20 protein-coding genes are annotated in these 24,197 nt (G+C 59.5%); 13 read left to right on the forward strand and 7 right to left on the reverse strand.

The features are described from left to right. Nucleotides 1–282: 282 nt before the first annotated feature. The 5 genes from CRO75_RS15820 to CRO75_RS15840 form a co-directional block, all read right to left on the reverse strand. Nucleotides 283–1,380 (reverse strand): polyamine ABC transporter substrate-binding protein, encoded by a 1,098-nt coding sequence (locus CRO75_RS15820; RefSeq protein ID WP_097136661.1) that lies wholly within the window; start codon nucleotides 1,378–1,380, stop codon nucleotides 283–285. A 164-nt stretch (nucleotides 1,381–1,544) separates the two neighbouring features. After that, nucleotides 1,545–2,441, reverse strand: a complete 897-nt coding sequence (locus tag CRO75_RS15825) for an ABC transporter permease subunit (protein WP_009043201.1) — start codon at nucleotides 2,439–2,441, stop codon at nucleotides 1,545–1,547. Further along, the gene (locus tag CRO75_RS15830) at nucleotides 2,438–3,319 is read right to left on the reverse strand and encodes an ABC transporter permease subunit (RefSeq protein ID WP_162270021.1); all 882 of its coding nucleotides are present in this window, start codon (nucleotides 3,317–3,319) and stop codon (nucleotides 2,438–2,440) included. The genes CRO75_RS15825 and CRO75_RS15830 overlap by 4 nt, the downstream gene beginning before the upstream one ends. A gap of 41 nt (nucleotides 3,320–3,360) precedes the next feature. Continuing rightward, a complete protein-coding gene (potA, locus tag CRO75_RS15835; RefSeq protein WP_097136662.1) occupies nucleotides 3,361–4,503 on the reverse strand; it encodes a polyamine ABC transporter ATP-binding protein in 1,143 nt (380 codons plus the stop codon). Nucleotides 4,504–4,752: 249 nt separating this feature from the next. Next, nucleotides 4,753–5,514 carry a gamma-glutamyl-gamma-aminobutyrate hydrolase family protein gene (locus CRO75_RS15840; RefSeq protein WP_097136811.1) on the reverse strand — a complete coding sequence of 254 codons (762 nt, stop codon included), beginning with the start codon at nucleotides 5,512–5,514 and terminating at the stop codon, nucleotides 4,753–4,755. 265 nt (nucleotides 5,515–5,779) lie between these two features. On the opposite strand from CRO75_RS15840, the gene CRO75_RS15845 reads away from it, so the two are divergent. The 9 genes from CRO75_RS15845 to CRO75_RS15885 all read left to right on the forward strand — a co-directional run bounded on the left by CRO75_RS15845 (nucleotide 5,780) and on the right by CRO75_RS15885 (nucleotide 16,591). Then, nucleotides 5,780–7,156 (forward strand): glutamine synthetase family protein, encoded by a 1,377-nt coding sequence (locus tag CRO75_RS15845; RefSeq protein WP_097136664.1) that lies wholly within the window; start codon nucleotides 5,780–5,782, stop codon nucleotides 7,154–7,156. A 33-nt stretch (nucleotides 7,157–7,189) separates the two neighbouring features. Then, nucleotides 7,190–8,680, forward strand: a complete 1,491-nt coding sequence (locus CRO75_RS15850; RefSeq protein ID WP_097136666.1) for an aldehyde dehydrogenase — start codon at nucleotides 7,190–7,192, stop codon at nucleotides 8,678–8,680. 207 nt (nucleotides 8,681–8,887) lie between these two features. Next, nucleotides 8,888–10,171: an FAD-binding oxidoreductase gene (locus CRO75_RS15855; protein WP_097136813.1), complete on the forward strand. Its 1,284-nt coding sequence runs from the start codon at nucleotides 8,888–8,890 to the stop codon at nucleotides 10,169–10,171. A gap of 338 nt (nucleotides 10,172–10,509) precedes the next feature. Next, entirely contained in the window at nucleotides 10,510–11,058 is a 549-nt protein-coding gene (locus CRO75_RS15860; protein ID WP_007922919.1) for a cupin domain-containing protein, read from the forward strand. A gap of 375 nt (nucleotides 11,059–11,433) precedes the next feature. Further along, nucleotides 11,434–12,420, forward strand: coding sequence for an ATP-binding protein (locus CRO75_RS15865; RefSeq protein ID WP_097136667.1), 987 nt, complete (start codon nucleotides 11,434–11,436; stop codon nucleotides 12,418–12,420). 523 nt (nucleotides 12,421–12,943) lie between these two features. Further along, on the forward strand, nucleotides 12,944–13,771 hold the full coding sequence (locus CRO75_RS15870; RefSeq protein WP_239990592.1) for a hypothetical protein: 828 nt from the start codon (nucleotides 12,944–12,946) through the stop codon (nucleotides 13,769–13,771). A gap of 194 nt (nucleotides 13,772–13,965) precedes the next feature. Then, nucleotides 13,966–15,324 (forward strand): GrpB family protein, encoded by a 1,359-nt coding sequence (locus CRO75_RS15875; protein ID WP_158539497.1) that lies wholly within the window; start codon nucleotides 13,966–13,968, stop codon nucleotides 15,322–15,324. A gap of 447 nt (nucleotides 15,325–15,771) precedes the next feature. Further along, entirely contained in the window at nucleotides 15,772–16,044 is a 273-nt protein-coding gene (locus tag CRO75_RS15880; RefSeq protein ID WP_097136673.1) for a hypothetical protein, read from the forward strand. Nucleotides 16,045–16,168: 124 nt separating this feature from the next. After that, nucleotides 16,169–16,591, forward strand: a complete 423-nt coding sequence (locus CRO75_RS15885) for a hypothetical protein (RefSeq protein WP_239990593.1) — start codon at nucleotides 16,169–16,171, stop codon at nucleotides 16,589–16,591. Between the two features lie 223 nt (nucleotides 16,592–16,814). On the opposite strand, the gene CRO75_RS15890 is transcribed toward CRO75_RS15885, so the two are convergent. Then, nucleotides 16,815–17,117, reverse strand: coding sequence for a hypothetical protein (locus CRO75_RS15890; RefSeq protein ID WP_009043210.1), 303 nt, complete (start codon nucleotides 17,115–17,117; stop codon nucleotides 16,815–16,817). 283 nt (nucleotides 17,118–17,400) lie between these two features. Here CRO75_RS15890 and CRO75_RS15895 point away from each other — a divergent pair, with 283 nt between their 5' ends. The 3 genes from CRO75_RS15895 (at nucleotide 17,401) to CRO75_RS15905 (ending at nucleotide 21,803) form a co-directional block, all read left to right on the forward strand. Continuing rightward, the gene (locus CRO75_RS15895) at nucleotides 17,401–17,907 is read left to right on the forward strand and encodes a sigma-70 family RNA polymerase sigma factor (protein ID WP_097136675.1); all 507 of its coding nucleotides are present in this window, start codon (nucleotides 17,401–17,403) and stop codon (nucleotides 17,905–17,907) included. Further along, nucleotides 17,904–18,869: a FecR domain-containing protein gene (locus CRO75_RS15900; protein WP_097136677.1), complete on the forward strand. Its 966-nt coding sequence runs from the start codon at nucleotides 17,904–17,906 to the stop codon at nucleotides 18,867–18,869. Before CRO75_RS15895 ends, CRO75_RS15900 begins: the two co-directional genes overlap by 4 nt. 96 nt (nucleotides 18,870–18,965) lie before the next feature. Next, nucleotides 18,966–21,803 (forward strand): TonB-dependent receptor, encoded by a 2,838-nt coding sequence (locus CRO75_RS15905; RefSeq protein WP_097136679.1) that lies wholly within the window; start codon nucleotides 18,966–18,968, stop codon nucleotides 21,801–21,803. Between the two features lie 52 nt (nucleotides 21,804–21,855). On the opposite strand, the gene CRO75_RS15910 is transcribed toward CRO75_RS15905, so the two are convergent. Beyond that, complete coding sequence (locus tag CRO75_RS15910) at nucleotides 21,856–22,797, reverse strand: LysR family transcriptional regulator (RefSeq protein WP_097136681.1); 942 nt, start codon at nucleotides 22,795–22,797, stop codon at nucleotides 21,856–21,858. 155 nt (nucleotides 22,798–22,952) lie between these two features. Here CRO75_RS15910 and CRO75_RS15915 point away from each other — a divergent pair, with 155 nt between their 5' ends. Continuing rightward, nucleotides 22,953–24,170 carry an MFS transporter gene (locus CRO75_RS15915; protein WP_097136683.1) on the forward strand — a complete coding sequence of 406 codons (1,218 nt, stop codon included), beginning with the start codon at nucleotides 22,953–22,955 and terminating at the stop codon, nucleotides 24,168–24,170. The last annotated feature ends 27 nt before the right edge of the window (nucleotides 24,171–24,197 follow it).

Below are 24,197 nucleotides of genomic sequence, written 5' to 3' on the forward strand. Positions count from 1 at the left end.
CCTGTAGCCGCTGCCGAGCCCGCGAGGCTGCGATAAGGCCCGCAGGGCCTTCATGGGTCTTGAGGTCGTTGCGCCCCTTCGGGGCGATCGCAGCCTGCGGCAGCGGCTACAGGGTTTTGTGCGGGGGTTGAAAGCAAAAAAGGCGCCCGAGGAGGGCGCCAGGGAGTCACCTGAACCGAGGGAGCCAGGCGAGTCCGTTCGCAGGGGTGTCGCGGTGGTAAGGCGCGACTGAACGGAAGAGGGCTGCGGCGCCCGCCGCGATTACCGAGCGGGCGCGGGCTGTCATTTGCCGAGCTTGATCCGCGTCCAGCCGCGGTTCATCACGCGCTGGATGGCGATCGGCTGGTCGGGCACCGCGTACAGGGTGGCGAGCACGGCCTGCGGCGGGTACGAGGCCGGGTCATTGCGGATGGCTTCGTCCACCAGCGGCGTGGCGGCGGCGTTGGCGTTGCTGTAGCCGAGGCTGTTGGTGACCTCGGCGATGATGTCCGGGCGCATCAGGAAGTTCATGAACAGGTAGGCGTTGTCGACGTTGGCCGCGTCCTTGGGCATGGCCATCATGTCGTAGAAGCTGCCGGCGCCTTCCTTGGGAATGCTGAAGGCGACCTTCTCCTTGTTGCCGGCCTCTTCGGCGCGCGAGCGGGCCTGCAGCACGTCGCCGGAGTAACCCACGGCCACGCAGATGTTGCCGTTGGCCAGGTCGGAGATGTACTTGGAGGAATGGAAGTAGGTCACCGAAGGACGGATCTTCATGAACAGCGCCTCGGCCTCGAGGATCTGCGCCTTGTCCTTGCTGGTCACCGGGTAGCCCAGGTAGTGCAGGGCGGCGGGGAGCATTTCCGTCGGCGAGTCGAGGAAGCTGATGCCGCAGGCCTTGAGCTTCTCGGCGTTCTCCGGCTTGAACAGCAGGTCCCAGGAGTGGGTCGGCGCGTCGCTGCCGAGCACCGCCTTGACCTTGTCCGGGTTGTAGCCGATGCCGATCGAGCCCCACATGTACGGGAAGGCGTGGGCGTTGTCCGGGTCGCTGGCGGCGGCGTTCTGCAGCAGCACCGGGTTGAGGTTCTTCCAGTTCGGCAGCCGCGACTTGTCCAGAGCCTGGTAGACCCCGGCCTTGATCTGCTTGGCCAAAAAGCTGTTGGACGGGACCACGATGTCATAGCCGGACTTGCCGGTGAGCAGGCGCGCTTCCAGGGTTTCGTTGCTGTCGAAGACATCGTAGATGACGTGGATGCCGGTCTCGGCCTCGAACTTCTTCAGGGTGTCCGGGGCGATATAGTCCGACCAGTTGTAGACCCGCAGCTCCTTGTCGCTGGCTTGAGCGCCGGTCACCATCGCGCCCATCAAGGACAGTGTTAGCAGAGTCCTGCCAAGCATTTTCATCACTACAACTCCATTTCTTATTGTGCAGAATTGCTGCATTCGCAATGCGGTGTGTCAGGGTGGGCGCCATCGCCAGCAAGCTGGCTCCTACAGGGACGGTGCATGTCTGTAGGAGCGAGCTTGCTCGCGATCCAGGCGCTGCCGTGTGTCGTGAACGCGATGGCCTAGGCCGTCGCAGGCGCTGGTGCAGCAGGTTTGCTGGCGGCCGCTGGCTGCCAGGCTTCGTTGGCGGTGTAGTCCATGGCTTCCTGGATCGCCCGCTTGCGGGCTGCTTCGGCGCGCCGGCCGAAGTACCAGACCAGGAAGGTCACCAGCGATACCGCCAGCAGGATCAGGCTGGCCACGGCGTTGATCTCCGGTTTCACCCCCAGGCGCACCGCCGAGAACACTTCCATCGGCAGGGTGGTGGAACCCGGGCCGGAAACGAAGCTCGCCAGCACCAGGTCGTCCAGGGACAGGGCGAAGGACATCATGCCGCCGGCCGCCAGCGACGGGGCGATCATCGGGATGGTGATCAGGAAAAACACCTTCCACGGCCGCGCCCCCAGGTCCATGGCTGCTTCTTCGATGGACAGGTCCAACTCACGCAAGCGCGCGGAGACTACCACGGCCACATAGGCGGCGCAGAACGTGGTGTGGGCGATCCAGATGGTGACGATGCCACGTTCCTGCGGCCAGCCGATCAGTTGCGCCATGGCCACGAACAACAGCAGCAGCGACAGGCCGGTGATCACTTCCGGCATCACCAGCGGCGCGGTGACCAGGCCGCCGAACAGCGTGCGGCCCTTGAAGCGGGTGACCCGGGTCAGCACAAAGGCCGCCAGGGTGCCCAAGGCCACCGCGGCGATCGCGGTGTAGCAGGCGATTTCCAGGGAGCGCACCACCGAGCCCATCAACTGCTGGTTATCCAGCAGGCCGACGTACCACTTCACCGACCAGCCGCCCCAGACCGTCACCAGCTTGGAAGCGTTGAACGAGTAGATCACCAGGATCAGCATCGGCAGGTAAATGAACACCAGGCCGAGCACCAGCATCAGGCTGGAAAATCCGAAACGTTTCATGCTCGTCCCTCCATCTCTTTGGCCTGGCTGCGGTTGAACAGCAGGATCGGAATAATCAGGATCGCCAGCATCACCACCGCCAGGGCGGAGGCCACCGGCCAGTCACGGTTGTTGAAGAATTCCTGCCACAGCACGCGGCCGATCATCAGGGTTTCCGGGCCGCCCAGCAGTTCGGGAATCACGAACTCGCCGACCACGGGAATGAACACCAGCATGCAACCGGCAATGATGCCGTTCTTGGCCAGGGGCACGGTGATTTTCCAGAAGTTGTTGAAGTTGCTCGAACCCAGGTCCGACGCGGCTTCCAGCAGGCTCTGGTCGTGCTTGACCAGGTTGGCGTACAGCGGCAGCACCATGAACGGCAAATACGCGTAGACCACCCCGATATAGACCGCGGTGTTGGTGTTGAGGATCTCGATCGGCTCCGAGGTCAGGCCGCTCCACATCAGGAAACCGTTGAGCAGGCCGTTGTTGCTGAGGATGCCCATCCAGGCATAGACGCGGATCAGGATCGCGGTCCAGGTCGGCATCATGATCAGCAGCAGCAAGACGTTCTGGGTTTCCTTGTTGGCCTTGGTGATTGCGTAGGCCATGGGGAAGCCGATCACCAGGCACATCAGGGTGCTGAGCAGGGCGACTTTCAGCGAGCCGAGGTAGGCCGAGATGTACAGCTCGTCACCCACTAGCAGCGCGTAGTTGCCGACGTTGAGCAGTAGCTGGAATTTCTGTTCGGCGAAGCTGTAGATCTCCGAGTAGGGCGGAATCGCCAGGGCGGCTTCGGAAAAGCTGATCTTCATCACCAGGAAAAACGGCAGCATGAAGAACAGGAACAGCCAGAGGAATGGAATGCCGATCACCAGCTTGCGACCGCTGGGCAGCACACGGGACAAACGCTGATTGAGAGTCATGCTGGAGGTACTCATGCGCGCAGTACCACGCCGCTGTCGTCTTCCCACCAGACGTACACCTGGTCGTCCCAGGTCGGCCGCGCGCCGCGGCGTTCGGCGTTGGCCATGAACGACTGGACGATCTTGCCGCCGGGCAGTTCGACGTAGAACACCGAATGCCCGCCGAGGTAGGCGATGTCATGCACCTTGCCTTGGGACCAGTTGTAGCGGTGCTCGGGCCGGGTGGTGCTGACCAGCATCTTTTCCGGGCGGATGGCGTAGGTCACCGACTTGTCCTGCACCGAGGTGCTGACGCCGTGGCCGACGTAGATCTGCTGTTCCAACTCCGGGCAGTGGATCACCGCGTGGCCTTCCAGGTCTTCGATGACGGTGCCGTCGAAGGCGTTCACGTTGCCGATGAATTCGCAGACCATGCGGCTGACCGGGGCTTCGTAGATGTCGATCGGGCTGCCGATCTGGGCGATCCAGCCCAGGTGCATGATCGCGATGCGCTGGGCCATGGTCATGGCCTCTTCCTGGTCGTGGGTCACCATCACGCAGGTCACGCCGACGCGCTCGATAATCTCCACTAGTTCCAGCTGCATCTGCGAGCGCAGCTTTTTATCCAGGGCGCCCATGGGTTCGTCGAGCAGCAGCAGCTTCGGCCGCTTGGCCAGGGAACGGGCCAGGGCCACGCGCTGGCGCTGGCCGCCGGACAGCTGGTGCGGCTTGCGCCTGGCGTACTGGGTCATGTGCACCAGGCGCAGCATCTCTTCGACCCGCGCGTCGATCTCGCTGGCTGGCAGGCGGTCCTGCTTGAGGCCGAAGGCGATGTTCTGCGCCACGGTCATGTGCGGGAACAGCGCGTAGGACTGGAACATCATGTTGATCGGCCGCTCGTAGGGCGGCATGTCGGTGATGTCCACGCCGTCCAGGTAGATACGCCCCTCCGTCGGCCGCTCGAAGCCTGCCAGCATGCGCAGCAGGGTGGACTTGCCGGAACCCGAGCCACCGAGCAGGGCGAAGATCTCGCCCTGGTGAATGTCCAGGGACACATCGTCCACGGCCACGGTTTCATCGAACTTCTTGGTCACGCGGTCGACTCTCACCAGCACCTTCTGCGGTTGCGGGTGACCTTCCAGAGCCTTTCTGTACGTGCTGGAGGCGTTTGCCATGTGGAACTCCCAACAGATGTCAGTCGTCGGGCCAAAACGGCCCGGCTTAATAGATGGATGACAAACCCGCGGTGACGGGTTTATTCGGCGCTGCCGTCCTGGCGGCCTGACGCTGGTTCTTGTTGTTAAAAGCAGGTTCTCGTAGTGCTGGGTGTGGCTTGAACCGCCCCACGGCCCGGGGCGGGCGCACAAAGGCGCGCCGCCGCCGGCCGGGGGCGTGGCAGTCAATTTCGTGGGTGAAGCTTTTGATCAGTGGCCGTTGCGCTGCGCCGCCCGTTGCCGGCAGGCATCGCCGAAGGCCTGGAAGATCCGCAGGTAGACCGGGTTCGACAGCACCTGCCATTCCGGATGCCACTGCACGCCCAGGGCAAAGGCCGTGCTGTGTTCCACCGACACGGCTTCGATCAGCCCGTCCGGTGCCAGCGCCTCGGCGCGCAGGCCGGCGGCCAGGCGGTCGATGCCCTGGCTGTGGATCGAGTTGACCTGGAATTCCTGGGGCAGGTCCAGGGCCTGGAACACGCCGCCCGCTTGCACCCTGACGGCATGGGCGGGGGCGTATTGCACGGCCAGGTCCGGGTGGTCGGCTTCGCGGTGATCGAGGTAGCCCGGCAACTCATGCACCTTCTGGTGCAGGCTGCCGCCGAAGGCCACGTTCATTTCCTGGAAGCCGCGGCAGATGCCCAGCACCGGCACGCCGGCGGCAATCGCCGCGCGCAGCAGGGGCAGGGTGGTGGCATCGCGCTGGGGATCGTGGGCGGTGCCCGGTTCGCTGGCCGGGCCCTGATAGTGGAAGGGCTCCACATTCGACGGCGAGCCGGTGAACAGCAGGCCGTCCAGGTTCTGCAGCAGGTCCTCGGTATCGATGAGGTCCGCCAGGGAAGGAATGATCAGGGGCAGGCCCTCGGCCGCGCTGCTGACAGCACGCAAGTACTTGTCGCCGCTGACGTGGTAGGGGTGCAGCCCGATCTCTTTGACGCACGCAGTAACGCCGATCAATGGCTTGAATGCCATTTTTATCACCTCGAAATTCACGCTGGAACGAGTTTTTCCAGAGCTTATCCTCGTTGATTTTAATTAACAACTTTCGTGTAAAAAATTCTAAACGTATTTCGTCGGATATTCGGCGTCTGCGTGTCTATTGCCAGCTGGATCGGCCATATAGGGCAAAATATTTAACGCTTAGGCCCCTCTGTTTGCTATTGACTTCACTTTTCCTTTCGGATTGACTGCTGCCACGAAATCGCTTTGAACATAATAATTAACACATAGGTGCATCATGTCGGTCCCACTGCGTGCCGTTCAGCTCAACGAAGCCAACGCCTTCCTGAAGAACCATCCCGAGATCCTCTACGTCGACCTGCTGATTGCAGACATGAACGGCGTGGTGCGCGGCAAGCGCATCGAACGTACCGCCCTGCACAAGGTGTACGAGAAGGGCATCAACCTGCCGGCCTCGCTGTTCGCCCTGGACATCAACGGCTCCACCGTGGAAAGCACCGGCCTGGGCCTGGACATCGGCGACGCCGACCGCATCTGCTACCCGATCCCCGGCACCCTCAGCGTCGAGCCCTGGCAGAAGCGCCCGACCGCGCAACTGCTGATGACCATGCACGAGATCGAAGGCCAGCCGTTCTTCGCCGACCCGCGGGAAGTGCTGCGGCAAGTTGTCAGTAAGTTCGATCAGTTGGGCCTGACCATCTGCGCCGCCTTCGAGCTGGAGTTCTACCTGATCGACCAGGACAACGTGAACGGTCGCCCGCAGTCGCCGCGTTCGCCAATCTCCGGCAAGCGCCCGCATTCGACCCAGGTCTACCTGATCGATGACCTGGACGAATACGTCGACTGCCTGCAAGACATCCTCGAAGGCGCGAAAGAGCAGGGCATCCCCGCCGACGCCATCGTCAAGGAAAGCGCCCCGGCGCAGTTCGAGGTCAACCTGCACCACGTCTCCGATCCGATCAAAGCCTGCGACTACGCGGTGTTGCTCAAGCGCCTGGTGAAGAACATCGCCTACGACCATGAGATGGACACCACCTTCATGGCCAAGCCGTACCCGGGCCAGGCCGGCAACGGGCTGCACGTGCACATCTCGATTCTCGACAAGCAAGGCAACAACATCTTCGCCAGCGACGACCCGGAAACCAACGACGCCCTGCGCCACGCCATCGGCGGCGTGCTGGAAACCCTGCCGGCGCAGATGGCGTTCCTCTGCCCGAACGTCAACTCCTACCGCCGCTTCGGCGCGCAGTTCTACGTGCCGAACTCGCCGAGCTGGGGCATCGACAACCGCACCGTGGCCGTGCGCGTGCCGACCGGTTCGGCGGATGCGGTGCGCATCGAGCATCGTGTCGCCGGCGCCGACGCCAACCCCTACCTGCTGATGGCTTCGGTACTGGCCGGTATTCACCACGGCCTGACCAACAAGATCGAGCCTGGCGCGCCGGTGGAAGGCAACTCCTACGAGCAGAACGAGCAGAGCCTGCCGACCAACCTGCGCGACGCCCTGCGCGTGCTCGACGACAGCGAGGTGATGGCCAAGTACATCGACCCGATGTACATCGACGTGTTCGTCGCCTGTAAGGAAAGCGAGCTGGCCGAGTTCGAAAACTCGATCTCCGACCTCGAATACAACTGGTACCTGCACACGGTCTGACGGCCGTTCCTTTTCCTGCGTTGAGTGTTTGCCATGACTAAATCCCGCAGCGACTGGGAGCAGCGCTTCCAGTCCTTGACCCTCGAAGGTCGCGCCTTTATCGACGGCCAGTATTGCCATGCCGCCAGCGCGGCCACCTTCGAGTGCATCAGCCCGGTGGACGGGCGCTTTTTGGCCAACGTCGCCAGCACCGACGAGGCCGACGCCAATCGGGCGGTGCAGGTGGCACGCCAGGCGTTCGAGTCCGGCGTGTGGTCGCGCAAGGCCCCGGCCGAGCGCAAGCGCGTGCTGATCCGCTTCGCCGATTTGATCCTCGAGCACCAGGAAGAACTGGCGCTCCTGGAAACCCTGGACATGGGCAAGCCCATCGGCGATGCCCTGAGCATCGACGTACCGGCCACCGCCAACGCAATCCGCTGGAACGCCGAGGCCATCGACAAGATCTACGACGAAGTCGCGGCCACACCCCACGATCAACTGGGCCTGGTGACTCGCGAGGCTGCCGGCGTGGTGGCGGCCATCGTGCCGTGGAACTTCCCGCTGATCATGGCCAGCTGGAAATTCGCCCCGGCCCTGGCGGCGGGCAACTCGTTCATCCTCAAGCCTTCGGAAAAGTCGCCGCTGACCGCGATCCGCATCGCCCAGCTGGCGCTGGATGCCGGCATCCCCAAGGGCGTGTTCAACGTGCTGCCGGGCTACGGCCACACCGTGGGCAAGGCCCTGGCCCTGCATATGGACGTGGACGTGCTGGCGTTCACCGGTTCCACCGCGGTGGGCAAGCAACTGCTGGTGTATTCCGGGCAGAGCAACATGAAGCGCGTGTGGCTGGAGGCGGGCGGCAAGAGCCCCAACGTGGTGTTCGCCGACGCGCCGGACCTGCGCGCCGCGGCAGAAGCGGCGGCCAGCGCCATCGCCTTCAACCAGGGCGAAGTCTGCACCGCCGGCTCGCGCCTGCTGGTGGAACGTTCGATCCGCGAGCAATTCATTCCGCTGCTGGTGGAGGCCCTCAAGGCCTGGAAACCCGGGCATGCCCTGGACCCGGATACCCGCGTCGGCGCGCTGGTGGATCAGCGTCAGCTGGAGAATGTGCTGCGTTACATCGGCATCGGCAAGGAGCAGGGCGGTCAACTGCTGGCTGGCGGCGCGCGGACCCTGGAAAGCACCGGCGGCCTGTATGTGGAGCCGACTATTTTCGACGGCGTGACCAACGCCATGACCATCGCCCGCGAAGAGATCTTCGGCCCGGTGCTGTCGGTGATCAGCTTCGACACCGAGGAAGAGGCGCTGACGATCGCCAATGACAGCATCTTCGGCCTCGCCGCCGGGGTCTGGACCAGCAACCTCAGCCGCGCCCACCGCTTCGCCCGTGGCCTGCGCGCCGGCAGCGTGTGGGTCAACCAGTACGACGGCGGCGACATGACCGCGCCGTTCGGCGGCTTCAAACAGTCGGGCAATGGTCGCGACAAATCGCTGCATGCCTTCGACAAGTACACCGAGCTGAAAGCGACCTGGATCAAGCTCTAGGCGCTTTACGAAAACTCGTCGAGCGGCGATCAGGCAAGGCAAAAACAGGCGAGGAACGGCCGGGGTCGCGTTCGACTGTAGGGGCCTACATGAGCATTCCGAACCTGTTTTTAACGCAGCATGATCGACGCGCAGACAGTTGTCGTTAAGACGACTACCTATAACAACGGCGGGGCGGGCTACGACCCGCACCTGCTGGGGAATTCGATAATGCAAACCTACGTAAACAGCTACTACGCCGCGACCCGCAACCCGACCAGCGACTTTCCGGTGCTGGAAGAACAGCTGGACTGCGACGTCTGTGTGATCGGCGCCGGCTACACTGGCCTGTCCTCGGCGCTGTTCCTCGCCGAGGCGGGCTACAGCGTCACCGTGCTCGAAGCGGCCAAGGTCGGCTTCGGCGCCAGCGGCCGCAACGGCGGACAACTGGTCAACTCCTACAGCCGCGACGTCGACGTGATCGAGTCGCGCTACGGCGAAAAAAGCGCCGAAGTGCTGGGCAGCATGATCTTCGAAGGCGCCGACATCATTCGCCAGCGCATCCAGCACTACGACATCCAGTGCGACTACCGCCCGGGTGGCATCTTCGCCGCCATGAATAAGAAGCAGCTCAAGGGCCTGGCCGAACAGAAGGCCAGCTGGGAACGCTACGGCAACAACAACCTGAAGCTGCTGGACCAGGCGCAGATCGCCCGGGAAGTCGGTTCCGACGCCTACGTCGGCGGCCTGCTGGACATGCAGGGCGGGCACATTCACCCGCTGAACCTGGCCCTGGGCGAAGCCAGCGCCATCATCGGCCTGGGCGGCAAGATCTTCGAGCAGTCGGCGGCGCTGGAAATCACCTACGGCGAACCGAACATCGTGCGCACCGCCAAGGGCGTGGTGCGCGCCAAGTACCTGCTGATCGCCGGCAACGCCTACCTGCCGCAGGACCTCGACCCGCGGGTGACGCGCAAGAGCATGCCGTGCGGTTCGCAGATCGTGGTCACCGAACCGCTGCCTGCACAAATGGCCCGCAGCCTGATCCGCAACAACTACTGCGTCGAAGACTGCAACTACCTGCTGGACTACTACCGTCTCACCGCCGACAACCGCCTGCTGTACGGCGGCGGCGTGGTCTACGGCGCCCGCGAGCCCAACGACATCGAGCAACTGATCCGGCCGAAGATCCTCAAGACCTTCCCCCAGCTCAAGGACGTGAAGATCGATTACCGCTGGACCGGCAACTTCCTGTTGACCATGTCGCGCATGCCGCAATTCGGCCGCATCGAAAAGAACGCCTACTACATGCAGGGCTACAGCGGCCACGGCGTCACCTGCTCGCACCTGGCCGGCAAACTGATCGCCGAAATGATCCGCGGCGACGCCGAACGCTTCGACGCCTTCGCCTCGCTGCCGCACATGCCGATGATCGGCGGCCGCACCTTCCAGGCCCCGCTGACCGCCATGGGTGCCGCGTACTACGCGCTGCGCGATCGTTTCGGTATCTGATCGCGACCCTGTTCCTGCGTTTGCCCGCGTTCGCGCGGGCTTTTTTCCAGCCGAATTCGCAGCCGCAACCGCTTCACCTGTAGCCGCTGCCGCAGGCTGCGATAAGGGCCGCAGGCCCTCCCGAGGCCCGAAAGAACACCGCCGGTTTTCAACGCCTGGCACCGCCCACGGCAAGGCCGGTCACCCGCGTCGCCCACCGCTACAGCTCCACCCACAAACGTGATTTAATAGCCGCCTTTCAGGTTCCGGGGCCACTGGATCGGCGAACTTCGCAACTAAAAGTCACCGGCCGCACTCCAACGCGCAACACCCTCACGTACACCTCACACAAGGCTGCTATGGACACGGGCACTCGACTCAAACTCGTTCGCGAAAGCTACAAACTGTCCCAGCGCGAGCTGGCCCGGCGCAGCGGCGTGACCAACGCCACCATCTCCCTGATCGAACAGAACCGCGTCAGCCCCTCCGTCAGCTCCCTGAAAAAGCTGCTCGAAGGCATCCCCATGTCCCTGGCCGACTTCTTCACCTTCGACCAGCCCCCGCGCGAACACCAATACGTCTTCCGCGCCAACGAACAACCCGACCTCGGCCGCGACGGCGCCCGCCTGCTGCTGATCGGCGCCGCCCTGCCAACCCGCCAGATGCGCTTCCTGCGCGAACAATACGCCCCCGGCGCCAGCTCCGGCGACGAGCCGATCGTGCATGCGGAAGGGGAGGAGTGTGGGCTTGTCACCCGTGGCACCGTGGAACTGACGGTGGATGGGCAGGTGAGCGTGTTGAACCCGGGGGATGGGTATTATTTTCCGACCACCTTGCCGCATAAGTTTCGCAATATTGGGCAGGATGAGGCGGAGATTATTAGTGCGAATACGCCGGCGAATTTTTGAGTTGGGCAATTTCTGAAACGCTTTCTTGATCCTGAGCGGCTATTGATAGCTGCTTAACGCTTATCACTGCTGTGATTTTATGGGGCGCTTTTGAGCGATCTCTCGGTTTTTGAATACTGGCGAGTAATGTAGATATCTGTTTGGTTGAGGAGTGTCCGCTTTCGGAAGCGGACGTTCGGACCAGGGTTTTTCGGTCAAAATCAGACTGCCATTCGTGATAGGGCTCTAAGCCAAAACTGTGCGCTGCAACTCGAAACACCTCCTCTCCCTTAGACCTGACAAAAATCCAGTATGGATAAATGCTCAGTGCTTCGTCTCGTCGATTGCGTAGTAGCGTTACGCTTCTACAGCTAATGGAAACTAGCGAGAAATACAATGAACATCGATCTTCCCAAACGATTTGATAAAGAGTATCTACAGCCTTTTTTCAATATGCTGGATGGTGCTAAAAACCATCCGCTCAGGGTGACCATAAATTTTGCCTCTCTGGAGTTTTCCACACCAACAGCCATGCTTGTTGCAGGGGTGGTGCTGCGAAAGTGGGTCAGCTATCGGAAGGCACAAGGTCTAGATACCTGGCGATCGGAGATAAATGAGAATAATCAGGTTCATTCATACCTGATGCATTTGGGTTTTTTTGACTTTATCAATATTCAAGCAGGAAAAAAGATTGGGGAGGCCAAGGGGTCGTTAACGTATCTACCAATAAGGGTAATAAAAAGGCCTGAACAGTCTGCCGAAGTCAACGGCTTGAAAGCATGGTACGAATCTATTGAGTCTGAGGCGCGTCGTCTTGCAGGTGTAGTAGCTGGTTCGCATGATGATAGTAAAGAACTGAGAGTATATACATATTCAATTAGAGAGATTGTGAGGAACGTATTTGAACATTCTGGAGCAGATGAGTGTTTGATCTGCGGTCAGCGCTGGGCTAATGGTGTTGTAGAGTTTGCGGTCGTTGATGAAGGCAAAGGAATATCAAATTCGCTCAGAGATATTATGGACGTTGAGAGTGATGAGCAGGCATTGATGCAAGCAATTAGTCCTGGTGTCAGCCGAACTGCGGGACTGGCGGATCAAGAAAATATATACGATAACTCTGGGTTTGGATTGTATGTGTTGAGTCAAATTGGTAGTAATTTTGGTTGGTTTTTCATGGGGAGTGGTCAGGCGCAATTAGTTGGTTTTGAGAGAAGTTTTACTACGTCAGAGCTCTCGTTTTTCGGAACTTTTGTAGGTATTCGGCTTAATAAGAGTCCTTCGGACTTTAGAGGGTTGCTAGAAGATATTGTAAGTGCTGGAGAGCAGGAGGCATTGAGCACTGGTAGAGTGAGAAAAGCTTCTGCTTTATCCAAGTTGGCGTGAGATGACGCGAAAAAATAGATGAATTTGTTATCGAAAGAAAGGCAGATTTATTATTGTGTTTCTGGAAAATAAAATCATCCATTTTTTTATTTTTTTGTCGTCCCCTTTTCGTTCATTCGTTTAAATGTGTTTAGTCCTAGTTAAATAAGGATATTGACGATTGCACCCTACCAATCCATCCCTCATTTACCTCGATAGTTGCGATTACTCCGCCCTGAGCAAACCTCAGCTCGTTGAGTCAGAAGCGCAGCAACTAGCTACGCTGAAAGCACTTAAGCTTAATGGGGACGTACTTTTCGTGTTCTCCGGAGCGCACATCTCAGAGATGTCTCCTCTGGATCAGCAGTACTCCACAGCCTCAGTGGAACGCACTAATTTGATGGTAGAACTCTGCGGTCGCAATACGCTAATCTCGTTCGATCGGCTCATGAAAGCTGAACTCTCTCGCTTAGTCGCGCGAAGTTCTCAACCCGTAGACGTCTTTGATAGAAATGGCGAGTGGTTTCCTGACATGGGCTCACTCATGAGCCCCCTCGATGAGCTAGACGTTGTCGGAACATTACAGCAGGAGATGGACAAGCATGCACTCAATCGAAAAATGCGGAGGATGCTTAAGGCAGGCACGACCAATAAGAGCGGCAGTTTTCGTAGCGATTTGGAGAAACGCGTCGGTCAGATAGATTACAGCGAGCTGACCGCTAAGGTGCCGATGCGACCTCGTGACTTTATGGTGATCAAGAACTATGTCCTGGGCCGAGCAACTCGGGAGGAAGCCGATAAAGCCTTCTTGGAAAGCTTGCGCGACCCCAGCTATATGGCCCAATGGTTCATCCAGCATCACCATCAGTTGGGTTCCATCGTGGAGTGGATGAGACGTCCGGCCCGGCAGTTGCTGGAAAGCTGCGAGGAGACGCTCACGGAGCTACGAGAGCAATTGGCAGAATTGCCAGAAAGTGATCGTGCGGCCGCTATGAAGGGTGTAAGCGGTACACACTGGGCGGAGCTGAAGCAGCAGGGAGTGATCGATATCGTGAACCGCCTGCTCGCACTGCTGTTACCTGGGGGGGCGGTGTGCGATGACACCACGGCCATTGAGGAATATTGCCCTGGAATTTTTATTTGCATCAATACCTTCTACGACTCGCTCCAGAACTCCCTCACAGAGCGTCCTCGGACTATGAAGGCCAGTGATTTCGTGGATATCATTCACGCACTGTACGTTCCTTACGTCTCCTATTTCAGGGCTGACAAATACATGTGCAGTGTCATACAGCCGCTTACCAAGCGCTTCGGGGTGAAGGTGGTGGCATCTCCAACGAAGCTGATCGCGGCACTCGGAGTTCAGGTGTGAATTCTCACAAAAATGGGGCGGGTTTATTTTATTATCTCTGGAGGATAGATCTGCCCCTTGTTCTTGGTTTCAGGTGTGCTGTCCCTTATAGAGGCTCATTTGCATTAGGCTGAAGTTCAGCGCTCTGAGGGATGTAGAAGGGCACCAATAAGCGTCATTGTTTGGGGTAGGGTGAATTGAGGGCTGGGGACAAGGTGAATACGGTAAGCATTTCTGAGTATAGTGATTCTTGGGCTGAGCATTTTTCAAAGGAGTCGAAGTTCATTGAGTTGGCTGTGAGTTGCACAAAAATTTATATCGATCATGTGGGCTCAACATCAGTTAAGGGGCTACCCAGCAAGCCTATAGTGGATATGCTCATATCGATTGGTAATTGGTCTTTGGTCGATAGCCTTGTGAATGAGTTGAAAGCGATAGGCTATCATGTAGATGAAAAGTGCGATGATGCTCCAAGATTTTTTCTTACAAAGTATGCTTCTGATGATTCAGTTTCTTATCATATTCACATCTGTAAGCCCCATAGTCGCTGGGGAAGAGATATGCTCGTTTTTAAGAATGAGCTGGCTTCCGATAAACGCCTTGCCAAAGCTTATACTGACTTAAAAAAGAAGCTTGCAAAGATTCATCATGATGATGTTGGCGCTTATGGGGCTGGAAAAAAGGATTTTATTGAAGGTAGATTGCGAGAGGTTGAGGGCGAGTTTAGCGTCAATCGCCTACTAAGCCATCAGCGAGCTGAGTCTAATAGGGCTGAAATATTACAAATATTAATGATGGTTACTCAGCTTTTGATAGCAGTAATTGCTGCAGCGTCGGTGTATTCGAACGATAACAAATATCTATTTGTGTACGCTGTTGTAGGTTTCGTTCTGATGCTTTTGTGGTTCTACTTAAGCCAAGGGCAGATATCGCATAGATCTGCTGGGGATCAAGCTCGACGAGCAGTGCTACTTATGAGTGGTCTGGAGATTGATCCCTCGGCTGGGCAGCAACTCAGGATCTGCGATGGATTCAGAGTGGCTATTTCCCCTAGGATGATTCGGCGTGAAGAAAACCATTTTGCGACTCGAGAAGCACCGGGTAATAAGCGGTTAGCCGAGATGATTGAAGAATCATCATACTGGACTCGTGATCTTCAGAGTACAAGTTCTAAAGCGATGGCTGTGATGCTTTTTACGTTTGTGGCGGTGGTATTTACGGCGAGCGGCGCTGCTGTGGCTTCACTTGAGTCAGATAATCTGATATCTCTATCTCGAGTGATGATAGCGATTATGGTGTTTGTGATTTCATCTGATGCTCTAGGCTTGTTGCTCTCTTATAGAAGCTCCGCTTCTACGATTGATGAAATATTCAAGCGTGTTGAGGCAGCAGCTGCAAGAGGATATAAAAAGTCTGATGTCTTACTACTGATGTCAGATTACAATGCGGCTATTGAAAGAGCTCCTACTACATTGCCTTTTGTTTACAGGTTAAGTCACGCGGGTCTAAATCGGCGATGGCAGTCCTATATTGAGGCGAAGCTGGTCGGCGAGCTAGGTGAAAAAACTGCGTAATTATCGGCGCTGAGCGATGACATAACCGGATTTAAGAGAAGGGGGCAGATTTACTTTCTTACATGAAATAAATCTGTCCCCTTTTCTGGTGATAAATAAGCCGTCCATCGCTTTTTTGACAGGATGTCCGGCTCAGCCGAAAAGCCCCACTCAAGCACGCTATGGAAGCTAGACGATTCTCAATACATGATTTGTCTGTTTTGATTTTTGCGGAAAGCAGCCATTAACAAGCTGATCACTGCATATTTTTGAAACGATAAACCGAACAACCTCCCACCTAAAAACTGTCCTCAAGCGAATACCGCTTCTATAGTTCAGCACGTCATTGCTGGCTGATGACTGGTCATTGCGGGCCAAAAACTATGTGCATAGCGCCTCATCCATCAACCGATTCTCTGTTCGGTTGGATGACGGAGGTAGAGCCTAAATACTCATGGAGCCTCACCAATGACCCGCACAGAAATTTGCAACCTCGTCCCACTCACCCGCAACGACACTGACCACCCCGTCCTCTACTTGGACGCCAACGCCTCGCTCTCCGATCTCTACACCTGCGCTCAACAACGCATTGGTGCTGCCCAAAACCTGCTGGAAATCCTCGACTGTGCTTCCGGCACTCAAGATGTCGCCCAGATACGTTTTGCTATCGGCCTGTTGCTCAGCGACGGCTGTGATCTGTTGCGTACCCTGGGCGATAAGTCTCAGGCGCTGAACGCTTAATCCGACAAGCAACGACCGGGCAGCGCAGGCCCGGTCGCCAACCAGCACCCCAACGGAGGGATAACAGCGAAGATGGTCATGGACGAAGGACTAGCAGTACCGCCAGAAAACTGGGGAGAAGGGATTGACGACCACAAATGTGAGTAAGGGGCGATCTGGATGTGCTTGGCTGTTATTCATTCCGTTACTACCGGTATTGTTTTTTGTCGGGCAGACCATTCTTGAGCCGACAGTAACCGTTCACTATGCCGAAAACGGCAAGGAAGAGCTGAAGTACATCTGGAACGTGCAGCACCGGATATATAAAGGACGGATGCAACCCGGAGGTGGAACATCAGATAACGGCTTTATATTTCCAGACGAAGACTTTTTCATGCGGTTGGATTGGTGGAGCGAAAAGGGCCGCCACCATTGCGTCAGCATCACCCCAAAATGGCCGAACACCCATATCTATCTCGACCTGAATGGGAACATCGACACAGAGAAAGGAGTTGGGACTGATGAGGATCGATTGGATCAGTGCAACGGAGACTGGGCAAAGCCATAAAACGATACTCCCAACCGGGTACAGCAAGCCCGGTCGGGACTTGGATAGGGGCATCGGAACAGCGGAGGTAGAGCTTATTTTCTTTTGCATTCCTCAAGCTTGTTTTGGCATTGAGAAAAACCTGCAGAGACCTGATGTGTGAAACCCTGGCAATCTACTGACCGATCAAAACAAAAAGGCCCCGACAAGTCGGGGCCTTTTGCTTCAAGCCGCTGCCAGCAGCTCAGTTAGTACAAGTAAGCCGCGAATACTTCGGCGGATCGAGCAGGATCCCTGGGGTCATGAAGGTCGAGCAGTTGAAGACGCGGCCCTTGGCGGTGGTGGCTTTGAAGGTCAGTTCCGAGCCGCCGAGGAAGTCTTCCTTGCCTTTGGTGACGGGGCCCATGGTGAGTTCGTCGGTGGAGGCCAAGCCGATCGTTTCCGCGGTGACTTTGTGTATTTGCAAGACATTGGGATTGGTCGAGCAACCGGCCAAGGTACCCGCCAGAAGCAGTAACGCGGGGGCAAAGAGGTAGTTTTTGTTCATGGCATATCTTCCTTAATAGTGTTTCGCCCTGGTTATCAGCGATCCTCAACGGGGCACGTCAGAAAACGTGGAGTCAGGGAATCTGGCACGGCCGGCCCCTGTTAAATCTGACTCAATTGGGGGATTTATTTCAGCATGGCGTTGGAGGGGGGCATATAGGGCAAATGTGCTATGCCGAGGGCATTTCAGGGCTCTGCTAAAACCCGAGCCATTTCCTCGGTGCTGTACAACGCCTGTCGCCAAACTCTAAAATGAGAAGCATTATCATTAATGTGGATCTGACATGCACGACGACAGCTTTGCCTCGCCCGTCGCCCGGTTGTATGCGAACCATCACGGCTGGCTTCGCGGCTGGTTGCATCGGCGGTTGGGGCACAGTGCCGATGCCGAGGACCTGGCCCACGACACCTTTGTCCGCGTGATGCGCTCGCAGGATGATGTGCGCGAGCTGCGCCAGCCCATGGCGTTTCTCGCGACCATTGCCAATGGCTTGCTGATCAACCGCTGGCGCCGCCAGGCGATCGAGCGGGCTTACCTGGAAGCGCTGGCGGCGCGGCCAGTGGCCGAGGAGCCTTCGCCGGAAGAGCTGCACGTGATGATCGAAACCCTGTTGCAGCTGGATTCGCTGTTGGTGGGGCTGTCGTCGCGGGTGCGGCAGATTTTCTTTTTGTCCCAGCTCGACGGCTTGACCTACCCGCAGATCGCCGCGCGGTTGAACCTGAGCGTGGCCCAGGTGCAGCGGGCCATGGGCAAGGCGTTCAGTGTCTGTTACGCGAGCCGTTTTGAATGAGTGGCGCCGTGGTTGATCCGCGGGTGCGGGACAGCGCTATCGACTGGATGGTCCGCGCGCAGTCCGGGTTGATGAGTGATGTCGAGCATCAGGCCTTGCAGCAGTGGCGGCAGGCGAGCGCCGAGCATGAAGACGCCTGGCAGCGGGTCAGCAGCTTGCCGCTGATGCTGCAGCCCGGGGCCAATCTGTTGGCCGATGCCACGGCGCGTCGGGCACTGGAGTCGGCCGGGGCCGATCCGCAGCGGCGTCGGCAGGTGCTCAAGTGCCTGCTCGCCCTGGGACTGTTCGGCGGGGTGGGCTGGCAAGGCGCGGATTCCACCTTGGTGCGTTCGGCCCTGGCGACTTACCGCACGAGTATCGGCGAGCGTCGGCGCTGGGCCCTGGCGGACGGTGGCTCGCTGTGGCTGAACACCGCCAGCGCCGTGAACCTGGAACTGACCGCGCAGCGGCGCAGTGTGCAGTTGGTCGAGGGCGAGCTGGCGCTGGATACGCCGGCGGAATCGGCGTCGCTGCAACTGCTGACCCCGGACGCGGTGCTGTACGGCCGCGGCGCCAATCTGCTGGTGCGCCACGACCACCAGGGCACCCAGGTGACGGTGCTGCGCGGCCTGGCGCAGGTCAGTGCACGGCGCCATTGGCTACCGGTGCCGCTGCAGGCTGGTTGGCAAACCCGGATCGACAGCCAGGGCGTCGCGGCGCCGAGCCGCGTTGATCCGTTTATGGCCCAGGCCTGGCTGCGCGGCATCTTGCCGGCCGAACGCATGCGCTTGGATACCTTGCTGGCTGAACTCTCGCGTTACCGCCCGGGCTTTTTGCGTTGCAGCGAAGCGGTCGCGGCCTTGCGCGTGACCGGCAGTTTCCAGCTGGACGACACCGATGCCGCGTTGGCGCTGGTGGCCAATACGCTGCCGGTGCGCATCGAGCGACGAACCCGTTATTGGGTGACTGTGGTGCCAGCCTGAAAATATTTTTTCCCCGGGGCGCAGTTTTTTCGATCTGGCTTGGCCTTCAGGTATGACCCACCGGGACAGGTGGGTGCCAACCCCTAGGAGCCTTGCATGATCTTCCCCGCCCGAGCCTTGTGTGCCCGCACCTTTGGCCTGCTTTTCCTCAGCCTGCAGCCGCTCTGCGGCGCGGCCGTTTTCGCGGCTGGCGAGCGCCAGCACTACAGTATCGACGCCGGCCCGCTGGACCAGGCGCTGTCGCGTTTCGGTGTGCAGGCAGGCATCAATATGGCGGGCAGCGCCACGCTGACAGAAGGCAAGCGCAGCCAGGGCCTGCAAGGCGATTTCAGCACCGAGGCGGGCCTGGCGCGGTTGCTGGCGGGAACCGGCCTGGGCTATCAGCGCCAGGTTGACGGCAGCTTCGAGTTGTATCGGGCGGGCGGGGATATGGTGCTGCCGTCGCAGAAGGTCGTCGGCGAAGACCTCGAGCAGAAGGAGGTGTACTCGGCGCCGCGATCCTCGGTGTATATCTCCGGTGAGGACATGCAGCGCTTTGGCGTGATCTCGGTCGGCGACGTGCTCAAGGGCCAGCCTGGGGTGCAGGTCGGCGACAGCCGCAACGGCGGCGGCCTGGATGTGAACATCCGCGGCATCCAGGGCCAGAGCCGGGTGGCGGTGACGGTCGATGGCTCGCAACAGGCGTTGGATGTCTATCGCGGGTACGCCGGCACCCAGCAACGCAGCTACATCGACCCGGACCTGATCAGCGACATCGCCATCGACAAGGGCCCGAGCCTGACCTCCAGCGCCATCGGCGGCACGGTGAAGATGCGCACCCTCGGCGTCGAGGACATCCTGCAGGACGGCAAGAATGTCGGCCTGCGCTTGAAGGGCGACCTGTGGAACAACGGCGTCGCTCCCGCCTCGCGTGATAGCCATTCGATGACCGAGGAGCTGTTCTCGGAACCGCATCGCAGCCGTGGTGGACTGTTCGGTTCGAAGGCCGAGTCCGGCAGTGCCGCGTTCGCCTATAGCCATGAGTTTTTCGATGTGGTGGCGGCCTACGCCCACCGCAACCAGGGCAACTATTTCGCCGGCAAGAAGGGCCAGGACCGCTATCGCACCTATGACCGTTACGGCGACGAAGAGACGAGTGTGGCCACCACCTATAACGCCGGCGAGGAGGTGCTGAACTCCTCTTCGGAGACTGAGTCCTTCTTGCTCAAGACCACCCTGCGCCCGGCGGACGGCCACACCTTCGACTTGGGCTACCGCCGCTACGACGGGCGTATCGGCGAAATCATGCCATCGGACATTTTTCGTTTCGGCACCGGCGGCATCTACCAGTACCCCCTGGGCCATACCAAGATCGACACCTACACCGCGCGCTACCACTACCTGCCGGACGGCAATCCGCTGGTGGACCTGACGGCCAGCCTGTGGATGACCGACGCGCAAACCAGCCAGCTGACCTCGGTAGCGGCCCCGGCTTCGCAAGCCTATCGCTCGGACCGCAAATGGAGCCGCCAGGCCGACCGCCGCATCGGCGGCGACCTGGCCAATACCTCGCACTGGCAGAGCGACTATGGCGATTTCAAGCTGGACCTGGGCGGCTCGTTCCAGGTCGAGGACCTGCGCCCGCAAAAGGGCGTGGTCACCACCCAGCACGACATCAATGCCAACCGCATGCTGCGCGAAGGGTCGCGGCAGGAGTTCAGCCTGAATGGCAAGCTGGAATACAAACCGATCGACAGCCTGACCCTGTGGGGCGGCGGCCGTTATACCTACTACCGCACCCAGGACCACGTCGCCCATGCGACGGCGCGTCGGGAAGAACGCGACTTGCGCTACCTCAGCGTCTCCAACGCGCACAGCTACGGCAACATGATGTGGTTCCCGGACCAGAACGGGCAGTACACCGACGCCACGGACCCGCGGTTGAACAATGGCATTGTCTTCAACAACACCAACTATCCGTTCGAGGGCATTCGCTACAACGACTTCGATGCGACCGACTCGACGGTCTATCCGTCGCAGGTGGGCGAGGTGGTCAGCGGTTATGACTATTCCGGCAAGCAGAGCAACAGCGGCGGCGCCTTTGCACCGGCCTTCGGCATCAATGTCGAGGTGCTGCCAGACACCTTCGTCTATGCGTCCTACACCCAGGGTCTGCGCATGCCCTCGCAGTTCGAAACCAGCCAGGGCGTGTTGCAGACCACGCCGGGCAAAGGCCTGAAGCCCGAGCGCTCCAGCAGTTGGGAAATCGGCGCCAGCACGATGCACAAGGGCCTGCTGCTGGACAACGACTCGGCGGCGATCAAGCTGGCCTACTTCAACAACAGCATCAAGAATTACATCACCCGCTACTACGACCCGAGCCCGGGCCTGATGGGGCAGATGCGCTTCAGCAATACCGACAGCTACAAGACCAGCGGCCTGGAGCTGCAATCGCACTACGACGCGGGTCGGGTGTTCGCGGACTTTTCGTCCACCTACTACCTGAAGACCGAAACCTGCGACTCGGCCTTCGCCGCGCGGCTGCGGGCCAGCAGCAATCGCTATCGGGACTTGAGCAACACGCCGGACTGCACGCCGGGCAGCTTCATGGGCTCGTACTCCAACACCCAGAACCCGCCACGGTTCTCGGCGAACCTGACCTCGGGCCTGCGCTTCTTTGACCAGTCCCTGACTGTCGGCGGGCGCGCCACCTACAGCTCCGGCCCGACGGTCAAGGCCGACGAGAACTGGCAGACCGGTGCGACCACGCCGCAGCTGGTCTACCGCGAGGTGGCGCTGTTCGATCTGTTCCTCAACTACAAGTTGAAGGAACACACCCACCTCAATGTTTCGCTGCAGAACCTGACCGATCGCTACTACCTGGACCCGCTGGCGCAGAGCTTCATGCCGGCGCCGGGGCGGACGCTGCGGGTGGGGGTGCTGACGAAGTTCTGAGGGCAGGGTGGGGGCTATCGGTCGGCGGCAGGCGCAGGCCGATCGTTGTCTGTCAGCGGGCAGGGCTGGCGGTCAGGTCGCCGTTGTCTATTGGCGTCAGCCCTGTGACCAGGGCCTCCAGCAGGACCCTGACCTTGGGCAGCGTTTCACGATTTTTGACCCAGGCCAGGTTGATCGGCATCCCCTCGCTTGCCCGATGGGCGAGTACCTCCACCAAGGTTCCTTCGCCCAGCTGCCGCTGGATGAGCCAGGACGGCAACTGCGCGATACCGCAACCGGCCATGGCCGCCATCACGATGCCTTCGCCATTGCCCACCACAAGCTGGGCGGCGACCTGCCGGCGCGTCGTGGCGCCCTGGTCGTCGGCGAAGTTCCAGGGATTGATTCGTCCGTCCACCCAGCCATAGGCGATGCACTGATGCTGTTGCAAATCGTGCTCGGTCAACGGGATGCCTTGCCTGGCCAGGTAGGCGGGGGAGGCACAGAAGAGGTGTCGCTCGCGGGCCAGGCAACGCTGCCCCAGCGTATCGGGCCAGGCATCCGCGCCGCCTATACGCACAACGATGTCCACGCCTTCCTTGAACGGGTCGACGAAACCGTCGGAGAAGGAAATATGCGGCGTCAGCGCCGGATGATCCTGGGCAAGGCGCAGCAGGATCGGCAGCACCTGGGCGCGGCCAAAAGCCCCTGGCAGGTCGATGCGAACGCTGCCGCGGACCTCGTTGGCTTCGGCCTTCAGTGCAAGCTCGGCGTCTTCCAGGTCGGCCAGCACGCCGGTGCAGGTGCGATAGAAGGTCATTCCCGCGTCGGTCAACGCCACGCGTCGCGTGGTCCGATGCAGCAGGCGAGTGCCCAGCCGGCCCTCCAGGCGCGCGATGCTTTTACTGACGGCAGAGCCTGTCAGGTGCATTTTCTCGGCGGCGGCCGTGAAGCTGCCAGATTCGGCCACGCAGACAAATACGTCGATGCCCTTCAAGCGTTCGGAGGAAAACATAGACATTCCTTATTCGTGAATCTGGTTCCATGCACTCGGTAAAAACCATCAATAATGAGAATTTGCTTCAGTAGTATGCTTGATCCGCGCCGGCTTTCCTGCGATTGCCACAGCGCGAACCCGACAAAAATAATGGCGATCACGATGAGGCAAGGATGCTGGCCACGCTAAGAAACTATCCGACCACGGTAAATCTGCTGCTTTCAGCGTCCCTGATCCTGACCCTCGCCCGCGCGATCACCCTGCCTTATCTGGTCATTTATTTATCGGGCCACTTCCACTTGAGCATCGCCGATGTCGGCCTGGTCATCGGTAGCACGCTGATCATCGGCTCGCTGTTGAGCCTGTATGGCGGGTTCCTGGTGGACCGGATGTCCAGCTACAGGGTGATCCTGGTCTGCAGTGGCATGTTCACTGCGGGTTTCCTCGGCACCTTTGTCGCGCGCGATCTCTGGCTGTTCTACCTGTGCCTGGTGTCGATCAACCTGGCCTACGCGGTCATTGATATCGCCGTGAAATCGGGCTTCGGCAGCCTGCTCCCCGTCGCTGGCCGGGGCGAAGTGTTTTCGATCAAATACACCCTGACCAATATCGGTTATGCCGTCGGCCCCTTTCTCGGCGCGGGGCTGGCCGGGCTGGATATCAGCCTGCCTTTTCTGTTGTCCGCGGGGCTGGGCGCAGGGTTCTTGTTTATCTACTTCGTGTGGGGCGACAGGGGCTTGGCGGGCGTTGAACCGAGCCAGCCCCGCGCGCCGTTCTTGGCCGTGGGCAAGCTGTTGCTGGGCGATCGCCGGCTGGTGTGCTTTACCCTGGGCGGGCTGCTCAGCGCCGTGGTCTTCGGCCAGTTCAGCGCCTACCTCTCGCAGTACCTGGTGGTGACCACCACAGCCGAAACCGCCTACCGGATTATCAGCAGCATTGTGGCGACCAATGCGCTGACGGTGATCAGCCTGCAATACCTCATCGGCAGGAAGATCTCCCAGCAACACTTGAGCCTGTGGCTCGCCGGCGGGCTGGTTATGTTTGTCCTGGGGCTGGCGGGCTTCGCCCTGTCGACCACCCTGGTGTTCTGGGTCGGCGCCATGGTCATTTTCACGCTCGGCGAGATTATCGTGTTTCCCGCCGAATACATGTTCATCGACAACATCGCCCCCAGCCATTTGCGGGGCATGTACTACGGGGCGCAAAACCTGAGCAACCTGGGCGCGGCATTGGGGCCTGTGCTGTGCGGGGCGGTATTGGCGGCGCAGCCGCCCCAATACATCTTCTACATGCTGATGCTGTTTATCGTCGCGGGCGGGATGCTGTATTTCCTCGGGGCTTCCATTGCCGGCAATACGGCGTCGGGGGAGGAAGGTGTCGCCGGGGGCTAGCAGGGAAGGGGTTGGAAGGTCGCTGAG

The organism is Pseudomonas sp. LAMO17WK12:I10 (genome assembly GCF_900215185.1).
Lineage (GTDB): Bacteria > Pseudomonadota > Gammaproteobacteria > Pseudomonadales > Pseudomonadaceae > Aquipseudomonas > Aquipseudomonas chlororaphis.